The sequence below is a fragment of the Leifsonia sp. NPDC058194 genome (genome assembly GCF_042883605.1).
In the GTDB taxonomy this organism is placed as follows: domain Bacteria; phylum Actinomycetota; class Actinomycetes; order Actinomycetales; family Microbacteriaceae; genus Leifsonia.
Genome location: NZ_JBHVVL010000003.1, coordinates 326,753 through 349,644 on the forward strand (window position 1 = coordinate 326,753; position 22,892 = coordinate 349,644).

General features: G+C 71.4%; 25 protein-coding genes. 5 read left to right on the forward strand and 20 right to left on the reverse strand.

Annotated features, from left to right (window positions below):
- Positions 1-24 precede the first annotated feature (24 nt).
- From recN to tyrS, 5 genes are all read right to left on the reverse strand, one after another.
- Positions 25-1,749: a DNA repair protein RecN gene (gene recN / locus ACFVU2_RS13755; RefSeq protein ID WP_387875214.1), complete on the reverse strand. Its 1,725-nt coding sequence runs from the start codon at positions 1,747-1,749 to the stop codon at positions 25-27.
- Positions 1,742-2,659 carry an NAD kinase gene (locus ACFVU2_RS13760; protein WP_387875216.1) on the reverse strand — a complete coding sequence of 306 codons (918 nt, stop codon included), beginning with the start codon at positions 2,657-2,659 and terminating at the stop codon, positions 1,742-1,744. Before ACFVU2_RS13760 ends, recN begins: the two co-directional genes overlap by 8 nt.
- A 134-nt stretch (positions 2,660-2,793) precedes the next feature.
- Positions 2,794-3,585 carry a TlyA family RNA methyltransferase gene (locus ACFVU2_RS13765; protein WP_387875218.1) on the reverse strand — a complete coding sequence of 264 codons (792 nt, stop codon included), beginning with the start codon at positions 3,583-3,585 and terminating at the stop codon, positions 2,794-2,796.
- Positions 3,578-3,733 carry a hypothetical protein gene (locus tag ACFVU2_RS13770; protein WP_387875221.1) on the reverse strand — a complete coding sequence of 52 codons (156 nt, stop codon included), beginning with the start codon at positions 3,731-3,733 and terminating at the stop codon, positions 3,578-3,580. Before ACFVU2_RS13770 ends, ACFVU2_RS13765 begins: the two co-directional genes overlap by 8 nt.
- Positions 3,734-3,752: 19 nt before the next feature.
- On the reverse strand, positions 3,753-5,054 hold the full coding sequence (gene tyrS / locus ACFVU2_RS13775) for a tyrosine--tRNA ligase (RefSeq protein WP_387875223.1): 1,302 nt from the start codon (positions 5,052-5,054) through the stop codon (positions 3,753-3,755).
- A gap of 135 nt (positions 5,055-5,189) precedes the next feature.
- On the opposite strand from tyrS, the gene ACFVU2_RS13780 reads away from it, so the two are divergent.
- Positions 5,190-5,831, forward strand: a complete 642-nt coding sequence (locus tag ACFVU2_RS13780; RefSeq protein WP_387875226.1) for a DNA-binding protein — start codon at positions 5,190-5,192, stop codon at positions 5,829-5,831.
- Complete coding sequence (locus ACFVU2_RS13785) at positions 5,828-6,433, forward strand: hypothetical protein (RefSeq protein WP_387875229.1); 606 nt, start codon at positions 5,828-5,830, stop codon at positions 6,431-6,433. Before ACFVU2_RS13780 ends, ACFVU2_RS13785 begins: the two co-directional genes overlap by 4 nt.
- 16 nt (positions 6,434-6,449) lie before the next feature.
- Here the strand turns inward: ACFVU2_RS13785 and ACFVU2_RS13790 are convergent, their stop codons facing one another.
- From ACFVU2_RS13790 to ACFVU2_RS13840, 11 genes are all read right to left on the reverse strand, one after another.
- The gene (locus ACFVU2_RS13790) at positions 6,450-7,079 is read right to left on the reverse strand and encodes a DNA-3-methyladenine glycosylase (protein ID WP_387875232.1); all 630 of its coding nucleotides are present in this window, start codon (positions 7,077-7,079) and stop codon (positions 6,450-6,452) included.
- 17 nt (positions 7,080-7,096) lie between these two features.
- Positions 7,097-7,222 carry a hypothetical protein gene (locus ACFVU2_RS13795; RefSeq protein ID WP_387875233.1) on the reverse strand — a complete coding sequence of 42 codons (126 nt, stop codon included), beginning with the start codon at positions 7,220-7,222 and terminating at the stop codon, positions 7,097-7,099.
- Positions 7,222-8,682 carry an argininosuccinate lyase gene (gene argH, locus ACFVU2_RS13800; RefSeq protein ID WP_387875234.1) on the reverse strand — a complete coding sequence of 487 codons (1,461 nt, stop codon included), beginning with the start codon at positions 8,680-8,682 and terminating at the stop codon, positions 7,222-7,224. Before argH ends, ACFVU2_RS13795 begins: the two co-directional genes overlap by 1 nt.
- Positions 8,679-9,617, reverse strand: a complete 939-nt coding sequence (argF, locus tag ACFVU2_RS13805; RefSeq protein ID WP_387875236.1) for an ornithine carbamoyltransferase — start codon at positions 9,615-9,617, stop codon at positions 8,679-8,681. Before argF ends, argH begins: the two co-directional genes overlap by 4 nt.
- Positions 9,618-9,657: 40 nt before the next feature.
- The gene (locus ACFVU2_RS13810) at positions 9,658-10,845 is read right to left on the reverse strand and encodes an acetylornithine transaminase (RefSeq protein WP_387875773.1); all 1,188 of its coding nucleotides are present in this window, start codon (positions 10,843-10,845) and stop codon (positions 9,658-9,660) included.
- Between the two features lie 41 nt (positions 10,846-10,886).
- Positions 10,887-11,837: an acetylglutamate kinase gene (gene argB / locus ACFVU2_RS13815; RefSeq protein WP_387875239.1), complete on the reverse strand. Its 951-nt coding sequence runs from the start codon at positions 11,835-11,837 to the stop codon at positions 10,887-10,889.
- Positions 11,837-12,991: a bifunctional glutamate N-acetyltransferase/amino-acid acetyltransferase ArgJ gene (argJ, locus tag ACFVU2_RS13820; protein ID WP_387875242.1), complete on the reverse strand. Its 1,155-nt coding sequence runs from the start codon at positions 12,989-12,991 to the stop codon at positions 11,837-11,839. Before argJ ends, argB begins: the two co-directional genes overlap by 1 nt.
- A 46-nt stretch (positions 12,992-13,037) precedes the next feature.
- Positions 13,038-14,081: an N-acetyl-gamma-glutamyl-phosphate reductase gene (gene argC / locus ACFVU2_RS13825; RefSeq protein WP_387875243.1), complete on the reverse strand. Its 1,044-nt coding sequence runs from the start codon at positions 14,079-14,081 to the stop codon at positions 13,038-13,040.
- A 227-nt stretch (positions 14,082-14,308) separates the two neighbouring features.
- A complete protein-coding gene (pheT, locus tag ACFVU2_RS13830) occupies positions 14,309-16,852 on the reverse strand; it encodes a phenylalanine--tRNA ligase subunit beta (protein WP_387875245.1) in 2,544 nt (847 codons plus the stop codon).
- Positions 16,852-17,892, reverse strand: a complete 1,041-nt coding sequence (gene pheS, locus ACFVU2_RS13835) for a phenylalanine--tRNA ligase subunit alpha (protein WP_387875247.1) — start codon at positions 17,890-17,892, stop codon at positions 16,852-16,854. The genes pheT and pheS overlap by 1 nt, the downstream gene beginning before the upstream one ends.
- 51 nt (positions 17,893-17,943) lie before the next feature.
- Positions 17,944-18,744: a TrmH family RNA methyltransferase gene (locus ACFVU2_RS13840; protein WP_387875250.1), complete on the reverse strand. Its 801-nt coding sequence runs from the start codon at positions 18,742-18,744 to the stop codon at positions 17,944-17,946.
- A 112-nt stretch (positions 18,745-18,856) separates the two neighbouring features.
- Between ACFVU2_RS13840 and ACFVU2_RS13845 the strand changes: the two genes are divergently transcribed.
- Positions 18,857-19,219 carry a hypothetical protein gene (locus ACFVU2_RS13845; protein WP_387875253.1) on the forward strand — a complete coding sequence of 121 codons (363 nt, stop codon included), beginning with the start codon at positions 18,857-18,859 and terminating at the stop codon, positions 19,217-19,219.
- A 94-nt stretch (positions 19,220-19,313) separates the two neighbouring features.
- On the opposite strand, the gene rplT is transcribed toward ACFVU2_RS13845, so the two are convergent.
- Genes rplT through infC form a run of 3 tightly spaced genes read right to left on the reverse strand, consistent with a single transcriptional unit; the run spans position 19,314 to position 20,583 of the window.
- Entirely contained in the window at positions 19,314-19,700 is a 387-nt protein-coding gene (rplT, locus tag ACFVU2_RS13850) for a 50S ribosomal protein L20 (protein WP_021765189.1), read from the reverse strand.
- Positions 19,701-19,732: 32 nt separating this feature from the next.
- Positions 19,733-19,927 carry a 50S ribosomal protein L35 gene (gene rpmI, locus ACFVU2_RS13855; RefSeq protein ID WP_021765188.1) on the reverse strand — a complete coding sequence of 65 codons (195 nt, stop codon included), beginning with the start codon at positions 19,925-19,927 and terminating at the stop codon, positions 19,733-19,735.
- Positions 19,927-20,583 (reverse strand): translation initiation factor IF-3, encoded by a 657-nt coding sequence (gene infC / locus ACFVU2_RS13860; RefSeq protein ID WP_387875775.1) that lies wholly within the window; start codon positions 20,581-20,583, stop codon positions 19,927-19,929. The genes rpmI and infC overlap by 1 nt, the downstream gene beginning before the upstream one ends.
- Before the next feature lie 266 nt (positions 20,584-20,849).
- Between infC and ACFVU2_RS13865 the strand changes: the two genes are divergently transcribed.
- Both ACFVU2_RS13865 and ACFVU2_RS13870 read left to right on the forward strand, forming a co-directional pair.
- Complete coding sequence (locus ACFVU2_RS13865) at positions 20,850-21,236, forward strand: DUF1844 domain-containing protein (protein WP_387875254.1); 387 nt, start codon at positions 20,850-20,852, stop codon at positions 21,234-21,236.
- 17 nt (positions 21,237-21,253) lie between these two features.
- Complete coding sequence (locus ACFVU2_RS13870) at positions 21,254-21,586, forward strand: hypothetical protein (protein WP_387875257.1); 333 nt, start codon at positions 21,254-21,256, stop codon at positions 21,584-21,586.
- A gap of 42 nt (positions 21,587-21,628) precedes the next feature.
- On the opposite strand, the gene ACFVU2_RS13875 is transcribed toward ACFVU2_RS13870, so the two are convergent.
- Complete coding sequence (locus tag ACFVU2_RS13875; protein WP_387875259.1) at positions 21,629-22,891, reverse strand: serine hydrolase domain-containing protein; 1,263 nt, start codon at positions 22,889-22,891, stop codon at positions 21,629-21,631.
- Position 22,892 lies beyond the last annotated feature (1 nt).

Here is a 22,892-nt window from a genome sequence, read left to right on the forward strand (position 1 = left end):
AAGCGCGGCGTGCACCACGGACAGTCAGCGTGCGGCGGCGGCCATCTCGACGAGCTCGCGGGCGTGCGCCAGGCCGCTCTCGGAGTCGGGCAGGCCGGAGAGCAACCGCGCCATCTCGGCGATGCGCTCGTCGCCGTCGAGGCGGCGGACGCTGGAGGCGGTGACCGAGCCGTCGTTGCCCTTCACCACGGTGAGATGGTTCGTCGCGAAGGCGGCCACCTGGGCGAGGTGGGTGACGACGATGACCTGCGCGCTCTCGGCGAGCCGGGCGAGCCGGCGGCCGATCTCGGTCGCAGACGCCCCGCCGACGCCCGCGTCGATCTCGTCGAAGATGAACGTCGGCACCGGGTCGGCGCCGGCGATGACGACCTCGATCGCGAGCATCACGCGCGAGAGCTCGCCGCCCGATGCGCCCTTGCCGAGCGGGCGCGGCTCCGCGCCGGGATGCGGCTGCAGGAGGATCGAGACCTGGTCGCGGCCGGTGGCCGAGTACTCGTCGCGCTCGGTGACGTCGATGACCACGCGCGCGTCCGGCATCGCGAGGGCGGAGAGCTCGTCCGAGACCGCCGCGGAGAGCCGTTCGGCGGCCTCTCGGCGGCGGGCGCTCAGGTCGGCGGCGAGCTCGGCGGCGAGGGCCTGGTCGGCCTCCACCTCGCGGGTCAGCTCGTCGATGCGGTCGGCGTCGCCGTCGAGCTCCAGCAGTCGCAGGCTGCCGGTCTCGAGGGTGCGGATCACGTCGTCGAGCGCGGGGCCGTACTTGCGGACCAGGACGGCGAGCTCCGACCGCCGTTCCTGGACGATCTCGAGCTCGTGAGCGCCGTCGGTGTCGAGCCCGTCGAGGTAGCTCGACAGCTGGGCGGCGACGTCGGAGACGAGGTAGTTGGCGTTGGCCACGGCCTCGGCGAGCGGCCCGAGGGCCGTGTCGTGGGGCGCCATGCGCTCCAGCTGCCGGCGAGCGTTGTCGAGCAGTCCGAGCGCGTCGGCGCCCTCGGACTCCTCGGCGGAGAGCAGCTCGCGGGCGCCTGCCGCGGCGAGCCGCAGCTCTTCGAGATTGGTGAGGCGCTCGGCGCGCTCCGCGAGCTCGTCGTCCTCGCTCGGCTGCGGCGCGGCCGTCTCGATCTCGGACATCGCGAGCCGGAGGTCGTCCGCCTCCCTCGACCGCCGGTCGCGGTCGGCGACGAGCTCGTCGAGCTCGGACCGGTTGTCGCGCCAGCGGTGGAAGACCTGCGCATACGCCTCGACCGCGGCGCCGAAGGCGGGACCGGCGAACCGGTCGAGCGCCTCGCGCTGCGCGACGGCCGACCGCAAACGGATCTGATCGGACTGCCCGTGCACGACGACAAGTTGCTCGCCGAGCTCCGTCAGAACGCTCACCGGGGCGCTGCGGCCGCCCACGACGGCCCGCGAGCGACCTTCAGCGGAGACCGACCGGCTCAGCACCAGCTCGGCCGCTCCCCCGCCCAGCTCGTCGACGTCGCCGCCCGCGTCGCGGACCCGCTCGACGACGTCGCCCGCGTCGGCAACGCGCCAGCGGCCCTCCACCCACGCCTGGCCGCTGCCGAGGCGCACGGCGCCGGTGTCGGCCCGCGAGCCGAGCAGCAGTCCGAGCGCGGACACCACCATGGTTTTGCCCGCGCCGGTCTCGCCGGTGATGGCCGTGAATCCCGAGCCCAGCGGCAGGGAGGCGTCGGCGATCACGCCCAGGTCCTTGATCGAGATCTCCTCGATCGCTCCACGCGTGTCAGTCACGGCCGGCGGGCCCCCTCCATCCCGTGACGGGAAGATCGAACTTGTGCACCAGCCGGTCGGTGAACGGCCCCGGGTGCAGGCGTGCCAGTCGCACCGGGATGGGCGACCGGCGGACGACCACACGGGCACCGCTCGGCAGATCGAAGGCGCGGCGGCCGTCGCACCAGAGGATGCCCGCGCCGCCGGTGCGGTCCAGGAGCTCGACCGCGAGTGACGACTCCGCGTCGACGACGAGCGGTCGCGAGAACAGGGCGTGGGCGCTGAGCGGCACCAGCAGCAGCGCGGCGACGCCCGGCCAGACGACCGGTCCCCCCGCGGAGAACGAGTAGGCGGTCGAGCCGGTCGGAGTCGACATCACGACGCCGTCGCACCCGAAGCTCGACATGGGGCGGCCGTCGACCTCGATGACGACTTCGAGCATGCGCTCGCGGCTGGCCTTCTCGACCGTCGCCTCGTTGAGGGCCCAGCTCTCGTAGACGACCATCTCGCCGACCTTCACGCGCGCGGAGAGCGTCATGCGCTCCTCCACCTCGTAGTCCTTGGCGAGACCGCGGGCGACCGCGATCTCGAGGTCGTCGCGCTCGCTCTCCGCCAGGAAGCCGACGTGGCCGAGGTTCACACCGAGCAGGGGGGCGCTGCAGCCGCGGACCAGTTCGGCCGCGCGGAGGATGGTGCCGTCGCCACCGAGCACGATCACCAGCTCCAGCTCGCTCGCCGGCACCTCCTCGCCCAGGAGTGCGATCCGGTCGAGCCCCGGTTCCGCCGCGAGGAGGTCGCGTCGCTCGTCCGCGCTGAGCACCGGGACGACGCCCGCCTCGAGCAGCTGGGTGCACACGCGCACGCCTGCGGCGAGGGAGTCCTGACGACCGGTGTGCGCGACGACGAGGATGTATCGCGTCGCTGCTCCCATACCCGACACTCTCCCTCCGGTCGCCTTCGTCATTTCCATTCTGTCGGAGAATCGGCCCGGTCTGGGCCGTTCCTTCGCACCTGTGGAGAATTCACGGGATGTTCCGCGTGCGCTGCGGCCCGTGCCTCCCGCGGTCAGCCGGCGAGCTCCTGCGCCCGGTCGAGCCACTGCGTCGGGTTGGCCCCGCGCTCCGTCAGGTGGATGAGGAACTCGCGGTTCCCGTGCGATCCCGCGATCGGCGACGCGATCACGCCCGCCGTGCCGAGTCCCAGATCGAACCCCGCCCAGAGCACCCCGGTGAGGGCGTCCGCCCGCAGGACCGGGTCGTGGACGATGCCTTCGCGGACGCCGGTGCGCCCGACCTCGAACTGCGGCTTGACCAGCAGGACGAAGTCCGCCCCCGGCTCCGCCGTGCCGCGCAGGGCGGGGAGCACCTGGCCGAGCGAGATGAACGACAGGTCGGCGACGACGAGGTCGGGCCGCGCCGGCGATCCGGTCAGCCCCTCCAGCTGCTCCGCGCTCAAGGAGCGCACGTTGACGCCCTCGAACGACGACAGCCGCTCGTCGAGCGCGAGCTCGGGCGCGAGCTGCCCGTGGCCGACGTCGACCGCGATCACCCGCGTCGCGCCGCGTTCGAGGAGCACCTGGCTGAAGCCCCCGGTGGAGGCGCCCGCGTCGAGCGCGAGACGCCCCGGCACCGGGACCTCGAAGGCGTCGAGCGCCGCGATCAGCTTGTGGGCTCCGCGGCTCACGTAGTGGTCCGCGCCCGCGACCTCGACGGTCTGGGTCTCGCCGACCTTGGTCGAGGCGCGCACGGCGGGTGCGCCGTCCACCGTCACCAGACCCTGCGCGATCAGCGTCGCCGCGTGCGTGCGCGAACGGGCCAGCCCCCGCGCGGCGAGGGCCACGTCGAGCCGCTCAGTCATGCCGTGGCGCGTCGGCTCCTTCGAGCCGCTGGGAGAGCTCGGCGTGCACCTGGGCGTACGCGTCGGCGCGTGCGGCGAGCGGCTGCTCCTCGATCACCTCGAGGCGGGCCACCAGCGCATCGCTGTCGTCACGGTCCTGATCGGGCATGCGTTCAGACTACTCGCGCCTATTCGACGAACACGCCCGCGAGCGTCTTCTTGCCGCGCCGCAGCACGACCATCCCGCCCGGGAGCACCGCGTCGCCGATGGCCGCCTCGGCGTCCTCCGCCTTCGCGTTGTTCGTGTAGACCCCGCCCTGTGCGACGGCGCGACGCGCCTCGCCGAGGCTCTTGGTGAGCCCCGTGTCGACGAGCACCTGGGCGATCGTCGCACTCGGCGCCGTCGTCGTGTTCGGCAGCTCCCGCAGCGCCGACTCCAGGGTTCCGCGGTCGAGAGCGGCGAGGTCGCCCTGGCCGAACAGGGCCTCGGCCGCCGCGATGGCCGCCTCGGTCTGCTCGACGCCGTGGACGAGGGTGGTCACGTCGCGGGCGAGCCGCAGCTGCGCCGCACGGCGGAACGGCTCGTCGGCGACCGCGCGCTCGTAGTCGGCGATCTCGTCGCGGGTGAGGAAGGTGAACACCTTGAGCCGGCCGATCACGTCGGCGTCGTCGGTGTTGACCCAGAACTGGTAGAACGCGTACGGGCTGGTCAGCTCCGCGTCGATCCAGATCGCGTTGCCTTCGCTCTTGCCGAACTTGGTGCCGTCGCTGTTCGTGATGAGCGGCGTGCCGATGGCGTGCACGTGCACGCCCTCGACCTTGCGGATGAGCTCCGTGCCGCTCGTCAGGTTGCCCCACTGGTCGCTGCCACCGGTCTGCAGCACGCAGCCGTACTGCCGGTGCAGCTCGAGGAAGTCGAGGCCCTGGAGGATCTGGTAGCTGAACTCGGTGTACGAGATGCCCTCGTCGGAGTTCAGGCGCGCGGAGACGGCGTCCTTCTTGAGCATGGTGCCGACGCGGAAGTGCTTGCCGATCTCGCGCAGGAAGTCGATGGCGGACAGCGGCGCCGTCCAGTCGAGGTTGTTGACGAGCCGGGCGGCGTTCTCGCCCTCGAAGCTCAGGTACTTCGACACCTGGCCCTGCAGCGAGCTCACCCACTCGGCGACCGTCTCGCGCGTGTTGAGCGTGCGCTCGGCGGTCGGGCGGGGATCCCCGATCAGGCCGGTGGAGCCGCCGACGAGACCGAGGGGCTTGTGCCCGGCGAGCTGCAGGCGGCGCATGGTGAGCAGCTGCACGAGGTGGCCGAGGTGGAGGCTCGCCGCCGTCGGGTCGAAGCCGCAGTAATACGTGACCGGTCCGCCCGCCAGGAGTTCTTTGAGGGCGGCCTCGTCGGTGGAGACGTGGACGAGACCGCGCCAGACGAGTTCATCCCAGATGTCGTCGAAGGACGGGTCGATGGCCTGCGTTTCGAGGGTGGCGGATTCGGACATCTGCCCAGATTATCAGCGGGAGGAGGCGCGCCTCGCCCCACTGCGATCAGGCCACAGATCCTGATTCGCCAACAATTAGGTCCGTAAGCCTGTTATAGTGCAGATCAGGTCATCAACCCTGATCGAGGAGGCGCGATGTTCGTCATCACCGCAGACCAGGTCGGCAGCCGCACCGGCCCCGATCTCGCCACCGGGACGCTCCGCGCCGTGCAGGAGCGGCACGGCGACCGGCTCGCCCTCCCCGTCGACCGCAATGCCGGCGACGAGCTCCAGGCCCTCACCGGCGACGCCGCCACCGCCCTCTCCCTCGTGCTCGAGCTCACCCGCGACGGGTTCTGGAGCGTCGGCGTCGGCATCGGGGCCGTCCGCCTCCCGCTCCCCGACCAGACCCGTGCCGCCGCCGGCGATGCGTTCATCGCGGCCCGCACCGCCGTCGGCCGCGCCAAGAAGTCCCCGACACGACTCGCGGTCGAGGCGATCGCCGCGCAGCAGGCCGCGCACGACGCGGAGGCGCTGGCCGACCTCCTGCTCACTCTGCGGGGCGGTCGCACCCCGGCCGGCTGGGAACTCTACGACCTGATCGCCGCCGGCCTCACCCAGGCGGAGGCCGGCGCCCGACTCGGCATCACGCCCCAGTCCGTGAGCGATCGTGCACGCGTCGCGGGTCTCCGTGTCGAGCTGGCGGCGGTGCCCGCGCTGACTAGGCTGTTGGCGAGCGCCGACGCCGCCCAGCGCGTCGTTCCTGCCACCACCGCACCCGACACGGAGGACGAATGACAACACTGCCCCCGGCGGCCATCCTCGCCTTCCTCTTCCCGCACCTCCTCTGGGTGCTCGTCCTGCTGCTGACGATCGGTGCGCTCGGCTGCATGGTCGCCACCCTGCGAACTCCCCGCCGCCCGCTCGTCTACACGGCGGCAGGCCTCCTCGCCCTCGCGTTCCTCCTCGCGGTCCTGCCGCAGGAGCAGGCGCCCCTGGAGTTCCGCGTCTTCATCGGCATAGCCGCGCTCGCGCTCAGCGTCGCGGGAGGCGGTCCCGCCGCCCAGCTCGTCCTCACCCTCGCCACGCGCAGCACGACGGTGGCGGGCGACCACGGCGGCATCGTCGTGCACGACCGCTCCACGGGCTCAGCCCTCGATGCGACCCACGAGGTGCTGCGCGGGGGCACGACCATCGGCTTCCTGGAACGCTTCGCGACCAGCGGCGCGATCATGGCCGGCTTCCCGGAGGCGCTCGGCGTGCTCATCGCGATCAAGGGCGTCGGCCGTTTCACCGAGCTCGACACCGCGGAGGCGCGCGAGCGGTTCATCATCGGCACACTCGTCAGCATCACCTGGGCGTGCGTGTGCGCGGGCCTGTTCCGCTTCGTGGCGGCCTGAATCAGTCGTCCGAGGCTCAGTCGTCCGACTTCGGGTGCCGCTTGTACGGCGACACCGTCGAATCCCCCGGGAGCCAGAAGCGCCACGGGAAGGCCGCTCCCCCGCCCGCTCCCGAGACCCCGGTGCGCGGGCCGGTGACGTACTCCGCCTGATCGTCCGGCAGCAGCAGCTCGAAGCGTCCGCCGAACAGGTCGGCACCGTCGTCGGCGAGCGCGATGCCCGCGGCGACCGCCATGCGGGCCGGGCCGCGTGCCAGATCGCGGTGCGGGATGCTGCGGCCGGTCGCCCCGATCCGGCGCACCTCTGCGAGCGCCTCGCCCTCGACCACTTCGGCCGCGCGCAGGAGCACGGCCGTCGCCTCGCCCTCGGGCGAGCAGACGATGTTGGCGCACACGTGCATTCCGTAGGTGAAGTACGCGTACAGGTGCCCGGGCGGCCCGTACATCACCGCGTTGCGCTTCGTGCGACCGCGGAACGCGTGGGACCCCGGGTCGAGGCCGTCGCCGATGTACGCCTCCACCTCGGTGATGCGCAGCCCGACCGTGCCCTGCGCGGTCGTGTGCCGCAGTACCGCCCCGAGGAGCCGCGGCGCGACCTCCAGGGACGACGCCTCGAAGGCCTCGCGTCGGGGGTGATGCAGCGGCATCTCGAGGCGGTCCGTGGTCAGAAGATGCGACCGCCGGCGGCGACCGCGACGACCAGTCCGACGACGATCACCGCGGCGGCGACCACGACGATGAGCGGGATCAGCCAGGGACGCTTGGACGGCGTCTGGTCCGGGCGGGCCATCAGACGAGGTCCCGTCGTGCGGAGGCGATCGCGCCGGTGAGGGCGCGCACGCGCTCGGTCAGGGCGGCGAGCTGTTCGGCGACGCGCTCGGGAGCGGTGCCTCCCGCGCCCGTGCGGCTGGCGACCGAGCCCTCGACCGTCAGCACCGTGCGTACCTCCGGAGTGAGCAGCGGCGAGACGGCGGCGAGCTGGTCGTCGCCCACCTCGTGCAGCTCGAGGCCGTTCTCCTCGGCGAACTTCACCAGGCTGCCGGTGATCTCGTGCGCGGTGCGGAACGGCACGTGCTGCTTGACCAGCCACTCCGCGACGTCCGTCGCGAGCGAGAAGCCCTGCGGCGCGAGCTCGGCCATCCGGTCGGTGTGGAAGCGCAGGGTCGCGACCATGCCCGCGAAGGCGGGGAGCACGATCTCGAGGGTCTGCACCGAGTCGAACACCGGCTCCTTGTCCTCCTGCAGGTCGCGGTTGTACGCGAGCGGGAGGCCCTTGAGGGTCGTGAGCAGACCGGTGAGGTTGCCGATCAGCCGGCCCGCCTTGCCGCGGGCGAGCTCCGCGATGTCGGGGTTCTTCTTCTGCGGCATGATCGACGAGCCCGTCGAGTACGCGTCGTCGAGGGTGACGAACCCGAACTCGCGCGTGTTCCAGAGGATGATCTCCTCCGCGAACCGGGAGAGGTCGACGCCGATCTGCGCGGCGACGAAGGCGAACTCGGCCACCACGTCGCGCGCGGCCGTGCCGTCGATGGAGTTCTCCGAGCTGGCTGAGAAGCCGAGCTCGCGCGCCACCAGCAGCGGGTCCAGGCCCAGCGTCGAGCCGGCGAGGGCTCCCGCCCCGTAGGGCGAGACGTCGGCGCGCTTGTCCCAGTCGGCGAGGCGCTCCAGGTCGCGAACGAGCGGCCACGTGTGCGCCAGCAGGTGGTGCGCCAGCAGCACCGGCTGGGCATGCTGGAGGTGCGTACGGCCCGGGAGGATCGCGGTGGGATGCGCGTCCGCCTGCGACGCGATCGCGTCGATGAGGCCGATCAGCCGCTCGGCGATGACACCGGCGTGGTCGCGCAGGTAGAGGCGCACGAGCGTCGCGATCTGGTCGTTGCGGCTGCGGCCGGCGCGCAGCTTGCCGCCGAGCTCGGAACCCGCTCGCTCGATCAGTCCGCGTTCGAGGGCGCCGTGCACGTCCTCGTCGGACTCCGCGGCGACGAGCGCCCCCGAGACCACGTCTGCGTCGAGCCGGTCGAGGGCATCCAGCATCCCGGCGAGCTCGGCGTCGTCCAGGTAGCCCGCTGCGGCGAGCGCGGCGGCGTGGGCGCGCGACCCGGCGATGTCGTACGCGGCGAGCGCCCAGTCGAAGTGGGTGGACTTGCTCAGCACCGCGAGCTCCGGCGAGGGTCCTCCGGCGAAGCGGGCGCCCCAGAGGGAGCCCTCCCCGGTCTTGCCGACTCCTGTGCCGTCCGTCGTTCCGCTCATGCGGCCTCCTCCTGGTTCTTCGCGAGCAGCCATGCCAGCAGCGCCTTCTGGGCGTGGAGGCGGTTCTCGGCCTCGTCCCAGATCACGGACTGCGGTCCGTCGATGACCTCCGCCGCCACCTCGTAGCCGCGGTACGCGGGGAGGCAATGGAGGAAGATCGCGTCGGGTGCGGCCTGCGCCATGATCGCCTGGTCGACCTGATAGTCGCCGAACGTGGCCAGGCGCTGGGCCTTCTCGGACTCCTGCCCCATCGACACCCAGGTGTCGGTGACCACGACGTCCGCACCGGCGGCGGCGGCCGCCGCCTCGGTGAAGATGGCGACGGAGCCGCCGGTGCTCTCGGCGATGCGGCGGGCGTCGGCGAGGATCGCCGGGTCGGGCGCGTACGCCGCCGGGGCCGCGATGCGCACGTGCATGCCGGCGGTCGCGCCGCCGAGCAGGTACGAGTGCGACATGTTGTTGGCGCCGTCGCCGAAGTAGCTCATCGTCAGACCGGCGAGGGAGCCCTTGTGCTCCTGCACCGTCTGCAGGTCGGCCAGGATCTGGCAGGGGTGGAACTCGTCCGAGAGGGCGTTGACGACCGGCACCCGGGTGCCCTCCGCCATCTCCTCCAGTCCCGACTGCGCGAAGGTGCGCCACACGATCGCGGCGACCATCCGCTCGAGCACGCGCGCGGTGTCGGCGATGGACTCCTTGCCGCCGAGCTGGCTGTCGGCGCTCGAGATGATGAGCGGGCTGCCGCCCAGGTCGGCGATGCCCACCGCGAACGAGACGCGCGTGCGGGTCGAGGTCTTGTCGAAGACGACGGCGACGGTCTGCGGCCCGTCGAGCGGCTTGCGCGAGAAGCGGTCGCGCTTGAGCTCGGCGGCCAGGGTCAGGACCTCGGCCTGTTCTGCGGGTGAGAGGTCGTCGTCGCGGAGGAAGTGCCTGGTCATCGGTGCCTTTCGTCCCAGAAGGGGTGGTCGTCTCGCGAGGTCAGAGTGCGGCGAGGGCGCGGCCGAAGCGTTCGCGGAAGTCGGCCAGTTCGGCGTCTCCCACGATCAACGGCGGCGCCAGCCGGATGCTGGACTCGTTCGGTGCGTTGATGATGAGGCCTTCGGCGAGGGCGGCGTCCGACAGGCGGTGCGCCTCCCCCTCGGTCAGCCCGATGCCGACCAGCAAGCCGGCTCCCCGCACGTCGCCGATCAGCGGCGACCCGTACGAGCGGATGATGGCGCGCAGCTCCTCGCCGCGGCGGGCGGCGTTCTCGACCAGGCCGGACCGCTCGATCTCGCCGAGCACGGCGTTGCCCGCTGCGGTCGCAAGCGGGTTTCCGCCGAACGTCGAGCCGTGCTGGCCCTGGGTGAAGAGCTCCGACGCCCACCCGAAGGTGACGAGGGCGCCGATCGGGACGCCGCCCGCGATGCCCTTCGCGACGGTCACGGCGTCCGGCAGGATGTCCTCGTGCTGGTAGGCGAACCAGCGGCCGGTGCGACCGACGCCGGTCTGGATCTCGTCGAGGATCAGCAGGGCGCCGTGCTGCTCGGTGAGCTCGCGGGCGCGGGCCAGGAAGCCGTCGGGCAGCTCGAGCACACCCGCCTCGCCCTTGATCGGCTCGATGAAGAGGGCGGCCACGCGGTCGTCGATGGCGGCCTCCAGTGCCGCGATCGTGGAGTCGATGTGCTCGACCCCGCCCGGCAGCGGTTCGAACGCCTCGCGCATCGGGGGCTTGCCGGTGAGGGCGAGCGAGCCCATGGTCCGGCCGTGGAAGGCGTTGTTGAGCGCGAGCACACGGGTGCGCTTGCCGTGCGGCCCGCGGTTCAGGCGGGCGAGCTTGAACGCGGCCTCGTTGGCCTCGGCACCCGAGTTGCCGAACAGCACGCGGCCCTGCTCCCCCGCACCGGTGATGGCGCGCAGACGCTCGGCGAGCTCCAGCTGGGGCGGCGTTGAGAAGTAGTTGGAGACGTGGGCGAGTGTGCCGATCTGGCTGCTCACGGCCTCCACCAGCGCAGGGTGGGCGTGGCCGAGCGAGTTCACCGCGATCCCGGCGAGGAAGTCGAGGTACTCGACCCCGTCCGCATCCCAGACGCGGCAGCCCTCGCCGCGGGTCAGCATGAGCTTCGGCGTCGCCAGCGTGCGCATCATGGCGTCGCCGAAGCGGCCCTTCCACTGACCCTGGGTCAGTTCGTGTCCCTGTGTCTGCTCGTATCCCTGTGTCTGCTCGCTCACGCGGGCACCACCTCCGTTCCGATTCCGGACTGCGTGAAGACCTCGAGCAGGATCGAGTGCGGCACGCGTCCGTCGATGATCGCCGCCTTGGACACCCCGCCGTCGACCGCGTCGAGGCACGCCGCCATCTTCGGGATCATGCCCGACTCGAGGGAGGGCAGCAGCTTGCGCAGGTCGTCGGAGTCGATCTTCGACAGCAGCGAGTCGCGGTCCGGCCAGTCGCTGTAGAGACCGGCGACGTCGGTGAGGATGACCAGTTTCGCGGCCCCCAGCGCCACGGCAAGCGCGGCGGCCGCGGCGTCGGCGTTCACGTTGAGCGCCTGCCCGGGGTCGTCGATGTCCGGCGCGATCGAGGAGACGACCGGGATGCGGCCGGCCGCGATCTGCGCGTGCACCGCCTCCGGGTTGACGCCCACGACGTCGCCCACCAGTCCGAGGTCGACCTCGTCGCCGTCGATGACGGCTCCGCGCCGGCGCCCCTGGAACAGTCCGGCGTCCTCCCCCGAGAGTCCGGCGGCGAGCGGGCCGTGCTTGTTGATGTTGCTGACGATGTCGCGGCTGATCTGTCCGGTGAGGACCATGCGGACGACGTCCATCGCCTCGGGGGTGGTCACGCGGTAGCCGCCGCGGAACTCCGAGTGGATGCCCAGCCGGTCGAGCATCGCCGAGATCTGCGGGCCGCCTCCGTGCACGACCACCGGGCGGATGCCGGCGTAGCGCAGGTAGACCATGTCCTCGGCGAAGGTCCGCTGCAGGTCTTCGTTCACCATGGCGTTGCCGCCGAACTTGATCACGATGATCTGGTCGTGGAAGCGCTTCAGCCACGGCAGCGACTCGATCAGGGTGGCGGCCTTGGCCGCGGCGGCGGACTGGTCCTCCGCCTCGTCGCGCGTCTCGTCGAGTGCCTCGTCGATGGCGTCGTTCTCCGAATTCGCAGGTGTCGTCATCAGCTGGCGTACGCGCTGTTCTCGTGCACGTAGTCGTGGGTGAGGTCGTTGGTGAGGATGGTGGCGGTCTCGTCGCCGGCGTGCAGGTCGATCAGGATGTGCACCGCGCGCGGGGTGAGGTCGACCAGATCGCGCGGCTGGTCCGGCTCCCCGGCGGTGCAGACCTGGACGCCGTTGATGGCGACGTCGATCCCGTACGGGTCGAACTCGGCGTCGGTCGTTCCGACGGCGGCGAGCACCCGGCCCCAGTTGGGGTCGTTGCCGAAGATCGCGGCCTTGAAGAGGTTGCTGCGCGAGACCGCGCGGCCGACCGTCACCGCGTCGTCCTCCGACCGGGCGTTGACGACCTGGATGGCGATGTCATGCGAGGCGCCCTCGGCATCGGCCTGCAGCTGCTCCGCGAGGCTCCGGCAGACGTCGGTCAGGGCGAGTGCGAAGGCCGCCTCGTCGGGGACCACGCCGCTCGCACCCGAGCCGAGCAGGGCGACGGTGTCGTTGGTGGACATGCAGCCGTCGGAGTCGAGGCGGTCGAAGGTGACGCGCGTGGCGGCCCGGAGCGCCCGGTCCAGCTGGTCCGAGTCGAGTACGGCGTCGGTGGTCAGCACGACGAGCATCGTGGCGAGGCCCGGCGCCAGCATCCCGGCGCCCTTCGCCATGCCCCCGACGGTCCAGCCCTCGGGTGCGCGGTGCTCGGCCTCCTTCGGGCGGGTGTCGGTCGTCATGATCGCCTCGGCCGCGCCCAGGCCGGCGTCGGTCGCCAGGGCGGTGGAGGCCGCCTCGACACCCGCGACCAGCTTGCCGAGATCGAGCTGATCGCCGATCAGCCCGGTCGAGCAGACGAGCACGTCCCCGGCGGAGACGCCGAGCCGGTCGGCGACGGCCTCGGCCGTCGCGTGCGTGGTCTGGAAGCCCTGTGCACCGGTGTAGCAGTTGGCGCCGCCGGAGTTGAGGACGATCGCGGACACGACGCCGTCGGCCATGACCCGCTCGCTCCACAGGACCGGGTTGGCCTTGCAGCGGTTGGTGGTGAAGACGGCCGCTGCCGCGGTGAGCGGGCCGAGGTTGCGCACGAGCGCGAGATCGCGCTTGCCGTTGGACTTGAGACCGGCGACGACGCCGGCGGCGGCGAATCCGGATGCTGACGTGACGCTCACGAGGTGGCTCCGATCTTGACGAATCCGGTGGGTGCGCAGGTGCTCATCACGGCGCGACCCCATTCACTGCGAGGCCCGCGGTCTCGTCGAGACCGAGGGCGATGTTGGCGGACTGGATGGCGGCGCCCGCGGTCCCCTTGTAGAGGTTGTCGAGCGCGAGCACGGTCACCACGCGGCCAGCCGCCTCGTCGATCGCGACCCCGATCAGCACGGTGTTGGAGCCGAGCACGTCGGCGGTCCGCGGCACGGTCCCGGCGGGGAGCACGTGGACGAACGGCTCGTCCGCGTACGCCGCCTCCCACGTCGCCTGGACCTGCTCGGCCGTGACGCCGGGCTTCACCCGAGCGGTGGAGGTCGCCAGGATCCCGCGCGACATCGGGACGAGCACCGGGGTGAACGACACGGTCGGGTCCGAGGCGCCCGCCGTGCGGAGGTTCTGCTGGATCTCCGGGATGTGCCGGTGCGTGCCGCCCACCGCGTACGGGTTCGCGGAGCCGAGGATCTCGCTCGCGAGGTACATCGTCTTGAGGCTCTTGCCCGCACCGGAGGGGCCGACCGCGAGCACCGCGACGATGTCCTGCTCCTCGATCAGTCCGGAGTGGATGCCCGGGGCGAGCGCGAGGGAGACGGCGCTCGCGTTGCAGCCTGGAGCGGCGATGCGCGTGGTCCCGACGATGCGGGAGCGCTGGCGGCCGTCGCCGGCGGGCAGCTCGGGGACGCCGTAGGCCCACGAGCCGAAGTGCTCCCCGCCGTAGAACGCGGCCCAGTCGGCCGGGTCTTCGAGGCGGTGATCGGCGCCGCAGTCCACGACGAGCGTCTCGTCCGGCAGCTGCGCGGCGATCTCGCCCGACTTGCCGTGCGGCAGAGCGAGGAAGACGATGTCGTGGCCCGCGAGGTTCTCCGCCGTCGACTCGACGAGCGTCAGGTGCGCGAGGGAACGCAGGTGCGGCTGGTGTGCGATCAGCGGGTGCCCGGCGTTCTGATGCGCGGTCACGGTGCGGATCTCGAAATCGGGGTGATCGGCCAGGATGCGGAGGAGCTCTCCACCCGCGTATCCGGATGCGCCGGCGACGGCGACCGAGAAGGTCATGCTACTTCCTTAGTGAATGGACGACAGGGGCCTCGGCGACGGCGACGCCCACGTCGACCCACGAAGGGTCGCCCGAACGCCGCCTAGATTCGGCGGTCGCGCAGGCGTCGGCGCAGGGCACGGGCGGCGAGGGCCGCACGCGAGCTCGCGGTGCACCGGACGGAAAGCATGCGTCCACCCTAGCGGCCGTGCGACGCCCGCCGCCACTCGGCGGGCGTCGCACAGCGTCATTCGCGGATGGCCGCACCGAACCGCTCGGCGGCGATCGCCGCACCGGAGAGCTTCGCCTCGCTGGCCTCGGCGGCCGTGAGCGTGCGGTCCTCCGCACGGAACCGCAGCGCGAAGGTCAGGCTCTTGCGTCCCTCCGGCAGGCCGCTCCCGCGGTAGTCGTCGACGAGGCGGATGTCCTCGAGCAGCGCACCGGCCCCCTCCTGCACGGCGGCGAGCACCTCGCCCGCCGGCACCTCCACGGGCACCACGAGGGAGAGGTCCTGGGTCGCGGCCGGGAAGCCGGCGATCACACGGGCGACGATGTCGTCCGACGAGACGGCGACGAGCGCATCCAGATCGAGTTCGAACACCGCGACCACGCGCGGCAGATCGAGTTCCGCGGCCAGGGCCGGCAGCAGTTCGCCTGCGTATCCGACGAGGGTGTCGACGCCGTCGCGGCCGCGGGCGATCAGTCGGGCGGTGCGCCCCGGGTGCAGGGCCTGGTGACTGCCCTGCTCGGGACGGACCTGCACGCCGACCGCCGCTGCGGTCTGCGCCGCCATCGCGAGCGCGTCGGCAATGCCGGCCGAGACGGCCTCCACCCCGGGCTGCTTCTCGACCGTGTGGCCGACGACCAGTCCGGCGAGGTGCCGCGGCTGCGCCGGGATGCCCGCGTTCAGCGCATCGAGGGTCTCGTCCGCCGGGAGCACCGCTCCGGGCGGGAGCGTCTCGCTGCCCAGCCGGCCGGCTCCCGGGATGAACACCGTGCCGATCTCGTAGACCGACAGGTCGACGAGTCCGCGGGCGAGGTTGCGCTTGGCGACGTCCACCAGCCCCGGGAGGAGCGAGGTGCGCAGGTACGGCGCCGTCGCGTCGAGCGCGTTCGCCAGCTTCACGGCCAGGACTCCCCCGGCCTCCGGCGAGCCGAAGAGGTCGTTCTGCTTCTCGCTGACGAACGGGAACGCGAGCACCTCGGTCGCCCCGTTGTCGGCCAGGATCTGGGCGACCGCGCGCCGGAGTTTCTGCTCGCGGGTGAGGCCGCGACCGGGAGGGGCGATCGGGAGCACCGACGGGATGCGGTCGTACCCGACGATGCGGGCGACCTCCTCCGCGAGGTCCGACTTGTCGAGCAGGTCGGGACGCCAGCTCGGCGGCACGACGAGGAGCGCGCCGGCCGTCTCTGAGACGGATCCGCCGATCTCGGCGAGGGCGCCGCGCACCTCGTCCGCGGTGAACTCGACGCCGATGAGGCCCGCGATGTACCCGTCGGGAAGACGGATCGCCGCCGCCTCGTCCGCCTCGTCGTGCAGCGAGCCGAGCTCGTCCGCGCGGCCGCCGGCGAGCTGCTCCAGCAGCTGCACCACCCGTGCCGCCGCCGCGACGGCGACGCGCGGGTCGACGCCGCGCTCGAAGCGCTTGGAGGCCTCGCTCGGCAGCTTGTGCCGCCGTGCAGTGCGCGCGATCGACACCGGGTCGAAGTTCGCCGCCTCGATCAGCACGTTGGTCGTGCCCTCGCCGATCTCGGTCGAGGCGCCGCCCATGACGCCCGCGAGGCCGATCGCGCCGGAGTCGTCGGTGATCAGGAGGTCTTCGACGTGCAGCGCGCGGGCCTGCTCGTCCAGAGTGACCAGGGTCTCGCCCGGGTGCGCCCGGCGCACGACGATGCCGCCGGTGACCTTGTCGAGGTCGTAGCCGTGGATCGGCTGGCCGAGCTCCAGCATCACGTAGTTCGTGATGTCGACGATGAGCGAGATGGAGCGGATGCCGGCCAGTTTGAGCCGGGACACCATCCACGGCGGCGTCGGACGGCTGCCGTCGACGTCGCGCACGACGCGCGTGACGAACACGCTCGAGCCGATGCGGCCGCGGATCGGGTCGCGGTCGTCGATGGAGACGGAGAAGCCGCGGGCGTGCGAGCCCGCCGGTGCGACCGCCACCGCGTCCGCCGGGTCGCGGAAGGCCGCGCCGGTGGCGTGCGAGTACTCGCGCGCGATGCCGCGGATCGAGAAGGCGTACCCGCGGTCGGGCGTGACGTTGACCTCCACCGCCGTGTCGTCGAGGCCGAGCAGCGAGATCGCGTCGGTCCCGACCTCGGGGTCGAGACCGAGGGTGACGAGGCGCAGGATGCCGGCGTGGTCGTCGCCGAGGCCGAGCTCGCGCGTGGATGCGATCATGCCGTCCGATACGTGGCCGTAGGTCTTGCGGGCCGCGATCGGGAAGGGGCCGGGCAGCACCGAACCGGGCAGCGTCACGACGACCTTGTCGCCGCGGAGGAAGTTGCTCGCGCCGCAGACGATGCCGCGCACGTCCTCGCCGCCGTCGGCAGCCGTCTGGCCCTCGGGCGCGACGCGCACCCGGCACCAGCGGATGGTCTTGCCGTTGCTCTGCGGCTCCTCGTCGAAGTCGAGCACCTCGCCGACGACGACCGGTCCCGAGATCTCGAAGGTGTGGATGTCCTCCTCCTCCAGGCCGACGGCGACGAGGGCGGCGTGCACCTCCTCCGCGGTCGTGCCGGGCTCGAGGTCGACGTACTCGCCGAGCCAACTCAGGGGGACGCGCATCAGACCACCATTCCGAACTGCTGGGAGAAGCGGACATCGCCTTCGGCCATGTCGCGCATGTCTTTCACGTCGTTGCGGAACATCAGGGCCCGCTCGACGCCGACGCCGAACGCGAACCCCGAGTAGACGTCGGGGTCGATGCCCGCGGAGCGGAGCACGTTCGGGTTGACCATGCCGCAGCCGCCCCACTCGATCCAGCGCGCACCGCCCTTGAAGGTCGGGTGCCACAGGTCGAGCTCGGCGCTCGGCTCGGTGAACGGGAAGTAGTTCGGGCGCAGGCGCACCTTCGCCTCCTCGCCGAACAGCGTCTTCACGAAGTGGTCGAGCGTGCCCCGCAGGTGCGCCATCGTCAGGCCCTTGTCGACCGCGATGCCCTCCGTCTGCGTGAAGACCGGGAGGTGCGTGGCGTCGAACTCGTCGGTGCGGAACACGCGCCCGGGGGCGATCCGGTACACGGGGAGGTCGTTTCCGAGGAGCGCGCGCAGCTGCACCGGGGACGTGTGGGTGCGCAGCACGAGGTGCGAGTCCGTCGGCTCGGCGAAGAAGGTGTCCTGCATCGCGCGCGCCGGGTGATCGGCGTCGAAGTTCAGGGCGTCGAAGTTGTACCACTCGCTCTCGAGCTCGGGGCCTTCCGCGACCTCCCAGCCCATGCCGATGAAGCTGTCGGCGATGCGCTCCTGCAGGAGCGACAGCGGGTGGCGTGCGCCGGGGGTCCAGCGGGAGGCGACGGCGGTGACGTCGAGCGTCTCCGCGGCGAGCGCGGCGGCCTCCTCCTGAGCGGCGATCGCCTGCTCCTTGGCGGCGAACGCCTGGCCGACCCGGGCTCGGGCACCGCCGACGAGCTTGCCCGCGGCGGCCTTCTGATCGCCGGGGAGGGAGCGGATGCTCGCGTTCAGGAGCGCGAGCGGCGACCCTTCCGCGGTGTGCTCGTGCCGCACGGCCTTGAGCGCGGCCGAGTCGGCCGCGGCGTCGATCGCGGCGAGGGCCGCCTCGACCGCCGCTTCGACCGAGCCTTCGGTGATTTCGGTGGTTTCAGACACGGTTCCCAAGTCTAGCCGCCGAGGGCCGCGGGATCGGCCCGCCGATCGGAGCTAGGAGCGGTGCGCGAACGCCGATTCGTAGAGGCAGACGGAGGCCGCCGTGGCGAGGTTCATCGACTCCGCCTTGCCGTAGATCGGCACGGTGACGGCGCGGTCGACGAGCTCGAGCTGCTCGTCGTCGAGGCCGTGGGCCTCGTTGCCGAAGACCCAGGCGGTCGGACGGGCGAGGAGGCCGTCGTTGCGGGCGGCGAGGAGGTCCTCCCCCTTGATGTCGGCGGCGAGCACCGTGAGCCCGGCCGAGCGGGCCCGGCCGATCACGTCGGCCAGGTCGGCGCCGACGGCGACGGGCACATGGAAGAGCGAGCCGGTGGTCGAGCGGACGACCTTCGGGTTGTAGAGATCGACGGTGCGGCCGGTGAGCACGACGGCGTCGGCGCCTGCCGAGTCGGCGGCGCGGATGATGGTGCCGGCGTTGCCCGGGTCGCGCACCTCCTCCAGCACGGCGACGAGCTTCGGTCCGTCGGCGAAGATGTCCTTCACCGAGGTCGGGAACTGCCGGCAGACCGCGACGAAGCCCTGCGGGGTGACGGTGTCCGCCATCGTCGCGAGCACCTGCTCGGTGACGAACTCGACGTCGACGCCCGCCTCGACGGCGGTCTGGGCGATGTCCGTGTACCGTTCGAGCGCCGTGGGGGTCGCGTAGAGCTCCACCACGAGTTCGGGCCGGAAGCCGAGCGCCTCGGCGACGGCCTGGGGTCCCTCCAGAAGGAAGAGACCGGTCTCTGACCGTGCGTTCCGCTTCGCCAGCTTCGCAACGGATCGGACGCGCGGAGAGCGCGGATTGTCAAGCATGCGACCAGCTTAGGGGCAGCCCGTCGCCGAGCACGCAGCGGATCGAACCCTTTCGCGTCGCGTCTCGTGTGTATGGGAGAGCTGTACGGGAAGCGCCGAAGGAGGCAGGACGATGAGAACCGGAGTCAGAGTCACCATGATCGTGGGTGCGGTCGCACTCGCATTGAGCGCGGGGACGGCCGGAGCACTGGCCGCGACAGGACGCGGAGGGTCGGACGATCCGCCGAGCGTCGTGGAGGATCACGTCGGCACACCCGCACCCGCGCCGACCACGCCCGCGCCACGACCGACCCCCGACGCGGTGCCTGCGCCTGCGCCCGCACCCGTGGTCGACGACCACGGCGCAGACGACCCCACCACCCACGACGTCGGAGACGACCACGGCGCAGACGACCCCGCCACACACGACGTCGGCGACGATCACGGCGACCACGGCGCGGAGCCCGGTCACGGCGGTCACGGCGGCGACGACTGATCCGGCAACGTCCCATCGCGGGGATCGCTCCACGCACACGCAGAACGGCCCGGTCGACGTGAGTCGACCGGGCCGTTCGTGGTGATGCAGCTGCTTACGCGGCGGCCTTCGGAGCCGAGGTGTCGGCCGGGAGGGCCTTCTTGGCGGTCTCGACGAGGGCCGCGAAGGTCGCGGGCTCGGTGACGGCCAGCTCGGCGAGGATGCGACGGTCCACCTCGACGCCCGCCAGGCCGAGGCCCTGGATCAGACGGTTGTAGGTGAGGCCGTTGGCACGGCTCGCGGCGTTGATGCGCTGGATCCAGAGGCGGCGGAAGTCGCCCTTGCGCTGGCGGCGGTCACGGTACGAGTAGACGAGCGAGTGGGTGACCTGCTCCTTCGCCTTGCGGTAGAGGCGCGACCGCTGCCCGCGGTAGCCCTCGGCGCGCTCGAGGATGACCCGACGCTTCTTGTGGGCGTTGACAGCCCTCTTCACTCTTGCCATTAGTCAAACTTCCTTAAAACGTGCGGGTGGGGTTACTTGCCGAGCATCCGGCGGACGACCTTGGCGTCCACCTCGGGCACGACCTGGTCGGCGTTCAGGCGACGCTTGCGGTCGCTGGACTTGACCTCAAGGTTGTGGCGCATGCCGGCCTGCTGCTTCATGACCTTGCCGGTGCCGGTGATCTTGAAGCGCTTCTTGGCGCCGGAGTGGGTCTTCTGCTTGGGCATTACTTCTCCTCGTTGGTCGCCTGGGCGGGCGAACTCTCGTCGGGCTGAGCAGCGTCGTCTGCGTCAGCGACCTCATCGGTGTCGCGCCCCTGGGCGCGCGCCTTCGATGCGGCACGTTGTGCGTTGGCCTCGGCCTTGGCCTCGGACTTGTTCTTCAGCGGGCTGATGATCATCACCATGTTGCGGCCGTCGATGGTCGGGTTCGACTCGACCTGGCCCAGCTCGGCGACATCCTCTGCGAAGCGCTGCAGGAGGCGGACACCCTGCTCCGGGCGCGACTGCTCGCGGCCTCGGAAGAGGATCATGGCCTTGACCTTGTCGCCGGCCTTCAGGAAGCCTTCGGCGCGCTTGCGCTTGGTCTCGTAGTCGTGCTTGTCGATCTTGAGGCGGAAACGCACCTCTTTGAGGATGGTGTTCGCCTGGTTGCGCCGGGCCTCCTTGGCCTTCTGCGCAGCCTCGTACTTGAACTTGCCGTAGTCCATGATCTTCGCGACCGGCGGCTTCGAGTTCGGCGCAACCTCGACGAGGTCGAGATCCGCCTCCTGAGCGAGCCGGATGGCGACCTCGATCTTGACGACACCGACCTGCTCTCCGCTGGGGCCGACGAGTCGAACTTCGGGGACGCGGATACGGTCATTCGTACGGGGATCGCTGATGTTTGTCTCCTCTGATCGAGCGATGCTTCACAGCCGCGGATCATCGGGAGACGATCCGGCGAAAGAGGAGGTTCCACGCACCAGCACAGCCCTGCGATGAATCGCAGTGCTTGGTACAGCACCCTTGACTACCTCCGCGCCGGAGCGCATCGGCGGAGTGCAACAACCCGGTAACCTGTAAGCGGTCAAGCGCGGGTGGGAGGAATCTCCACTTTCGTACCGGGACTGTTGTCCCGGAGCCCGAACGATTCTAACAGAGGAATGCAGTGAGCGACACATCCCCGGCCTTCGCCTATCAGGAGGCGGACCCCCAGCACCACGACGAGGCGATCGCGGAGGCCACGCGCGACATCGCGGACGTGCCCGCCGTCGAGGTCATCACCACCACGGCGGTGCACCTGATGAGCGCAGCGGCGGTCAAGTGCGGGCTCGCCGACGACCCGGAGGCGCAGACCGATCTCGACGAGGCGCGCAAGCTCATCGACGCCCTCGCCGGCCTGGTGACCGCGAGCGCCGCCCACCTGGGCGACCAGCACGCGCGCAGCCTGCGCGACGGGTTGCGGTCGCTGCAGCTCGCCTTCCGCGAGGCCTCCCCCATCCCCGACGAGATCGGCAAGGGCCCGGGCGAGAAGTACACCGGCCCCGTCAACTGAACCGCTGAACCGACCTCATGGACGCCGCCGCCGTGCGCGCACTCGCCCTCGGCCTCCCCGAGACGGAGGAGTATGAGCACGGCGGCTTCCCGGCGTTCCGCGTGCGCGGTTCCCGGTTCGCCACGATGCTCGACGCCGAGTCGTCGACGATCAACCTGATGCTCGGCGAGGCGGGGATCCGCGAGGCCGCCGCGGCGTGGCCGGAGCACTGCTCGGAGCGCTGGTTCGCCGGCCGCCTCGCCGCGGCTCGGGTGGAGTTCGCGACCATCGAGCCGGCGCTGCTGCGCGAGCTCGTCACGGACGCGTGGCGCAACCGGGCGCCCGCGGCCCTGCGCCGCAGCCTGGACTGAGGCGGCCAGGACCCGCGACCGCTGCGGAGGACGGACCGCCGGCTAGGTGGGCGGGGCGTGGTCGGGTGCGAGGGCGGCGCCGAGTTCCTGGAAGAGCTGTGTGCTCTGGTACGCCTGATAGTTCCCGTCCGCGTCGAAGGCGTCGGGTTCGAAGGTCACCACGACAGCGATCGACACCTTCTCCGACGGCAGGTAGGCCTCCGTCGCGCTGAGACCGCTCAGCGAGGGGTTCTGCAGGATCCAGTCGCCGGAGCGCACGACGCCGAGTCCGTAGTTGTACCGCTCGGTCTGCGGGAAGCAGCTCGGCGCGCACGAGGGCTGTCGCTGTCCGAACCCGATGAGAGCAGGGTCGGTCATCGCGTGAAAGCTCGCCTTCGACAGCAGCGCACCCGTGCCGACCGCGATCGCGGTGGTCGTGAGGTCGTCGATGGTCGTGGTCTGGTTGGCGCCCATGGGCGTCCCCCACTGGGTGTTCCAGAAGGTCGCCTCCTCGGTGAAGGGAGTGGCGGCGGGGATGCCGAGGGCGCCGCGCCGTTCCGAGCTGTACGTGTGCAGTGCGGGCGCCGGGATCGCCGACCCCTCGTCTGCGACGGTGTCGTGCAGCCCCATCGGGGCCAGCACCTTCTGCGCGAGGAGTGTCTGGAGCGGTGCGCCGCCGACCTTGGCGAGGATGTCGCCGAGGATCATGAAGTTGGTGTGCGCATAGCTCCAGTTCGCGCCGGGCGCGAATTGCGGGGCACGCGCGAACGCGGCGTCGATCCGCTCCTGGTACGTGAACATGTGGAACGGATCGGCGTTGAACGCGGCTGTCCATGCCGGGTCCGTCTCGTAGTCCGGGTACCCGGATGTCTGGTCGGCGAGCATCTTCAGCGTGACCGTGCCGGCCTCGGGGAGCGTCGGCTCCCAGCGGTCGATGGTGTCGTCGAGGCGGACCTTCCCTTCTTCGACGTAGAGCATCAGGAGCGTCCCGATGTACGCGAATGCGACGGCGCCGTTGCGGAAGTGCATGTCCGTCGTGGCAGGCTCCCCCGTCATCGAGTCCTCGAACGCCTCGCGGGCGAGGGTCTTGCCGTCCTTCGTCACCTCGACGATCACCGATCGGAGGTTGTGCTGCGCCATCGCGTCCCGCACGATCCGGGTCACCCTGGCATCCGCTCTGGTCGTCGCGGAGGGCGTGGGGGTGGCGTCGGTCGCGGTGCACGCGGACAGCGCCGCTGAAAGCATGACGGCGAGCGCGGCCAGCGACGTTCGAACCGTCTGCGATCGGATGCGGGAGCGGCGCTGTGCGTCGTGCCGGACGGTCATG

What these genes read in the sequence shown, in the direction of transcription:
- pheT (WP_387875245.1), bottom strand. Translation starts at nt 16,852, where the DNA reads ATGCGCGTCCCCCTGAGTTGGCTCGGCGAGTACGTCGACCTCGAGCCC.
- ACFVU2_RS13780 (WP_387875226.1), top strand. Translation starts at nt 5,190, where the DNA reads ATGTTCGTCATCACCGCAGACCAGGTCGGCAGCCGCACCGGCCCCGAT.
- ACFVU2_RS13840 (WP_387875250.1), bottom strand. Translation starts at nt 18,744, where the DNA reads ATGCTTGACAATCCGCGCTCTCCGCGCGTCCGATCCGTTGCGAAGCTG.
- ACFVU2_RS13770 (WP_387875221.1), bottom strand. Translation starts at nt 3,733, where the DNA reads ATGCCCGATCAGGACCGTGACGACAGCGATGCGCTGGTGGCCCGCCTC.
- argH (WP_387875234.1), bottom strand. Translation starts at nt 8,682, where the DNA reads ATGAGCGGAACGACGGACGGCACAGGAGTCGGCAAGACCGGGGAGGGC.
- argB (WP_387875239.1), bottom strand. Translation starts at nt 11,837, where the DNA reads ATGACGACACCTGCGAATTCGGAGAACGACGCCATCGACGAGGCACTC.
- rplT (WP_021765189.1), bottom strand. Translation starts at nt 19,700, where the DNA reads ATGGCAAGAGTGAAGAGGGCTGTCAACGCCCACAAGAAGCGTCGGGTC.
- argF (WP_387875236.1), bottom strand. Translation starts at nt 9,617, where the DNA reads ATGACCAGGCACTTCCTCCGCGACGACGACCTCTCACCCGCAGAACAG.
- ACFVU2_RS13845 (WP_387875253.1), top strand. Translation starts at nt 18,857, where the DNA reads ATGAGAACCGGAGTCAGAGTCACCATGATCGTGGGTGCGGTCGCACTC.
- ACFVU2_RS13795 (WP_387875233.1), bottom strand. Translation starts at nt 7,222, where the DNA reads ATGGCCCGCCCGGACCAGACGCCGTCCAAGCGTCCCTGGCTGATCCCG.
- ACFVU2_RS13760 (WP_387875216.1), bottom strand. Translation starts at nt 2,659, where the DNA reads ATGGGAGCAGCGACGCGATACATCCTCGTCGTCGCGCACACCGGTCGT.
- ACFVU2_RS13790 (WP_387875232.1), bottom strand. Translation starts at nt 7,079, where the DNA reads ATGCCGCTGCATCACCCCCGACGCGAGGCCTTCGAGGCGTCGTCCCTG.
- rpmI (WP_021765188.1), bottom strand. Translation starts at nt 19,927, where the DNA reads ATGCCCAAGCAGAAGACCCACTCCGGCGCCAAGAAGCGCTTCAAGATC.
- ACFVU2_RS13785 (WP_387875229.1), top strand. Translation starts at nt 5,828, where the DNA reads ATGACAACACTGCCCCCGGCGGCCATCCTCGCCTTCCTCTTCCCGCAC.
- ACFVU2_RS13765 (WP_387875218.1), bottom strand. Translation starts at nt 3,585, where the DNA reads ATGACTGAGCGGCTCGACGTGGCCCTCGCCGCGCGGGGGCTGGCCCGT.
- ACFVU2_RS13875 (WP_387875259.1), bottom strand. Translation starts at nt 22,891, where the DNA reads ATGACCGTCCGGCACGACGCACAGCGCCGCTCCCGCATCCGATCGCAG.
- tyrS (WP_387875223.1), bottom strand. Translation starts at nt 5,054, where the DNA reads ATGTCCGAATCCGCCACCCTCGAAACGCAGGCCATCGACCCGTCCTTC.
- ACFVU2_RS13870 (WP_387875257.1), top strand. Translation starts at nt 21,254, where the DNA reads ATGGACGCCGCCGCCGTGCGCGCACTCGCCCTCGGCCTCCCCGAGACG.
- argC (WP_387875243.1), bottom strand. Translation starts at nt 14,081, where the DNA reads ATGACCTTCTCGGTCGCCGTCGCCGGCGCATCCGGATACGCGGGTGGA.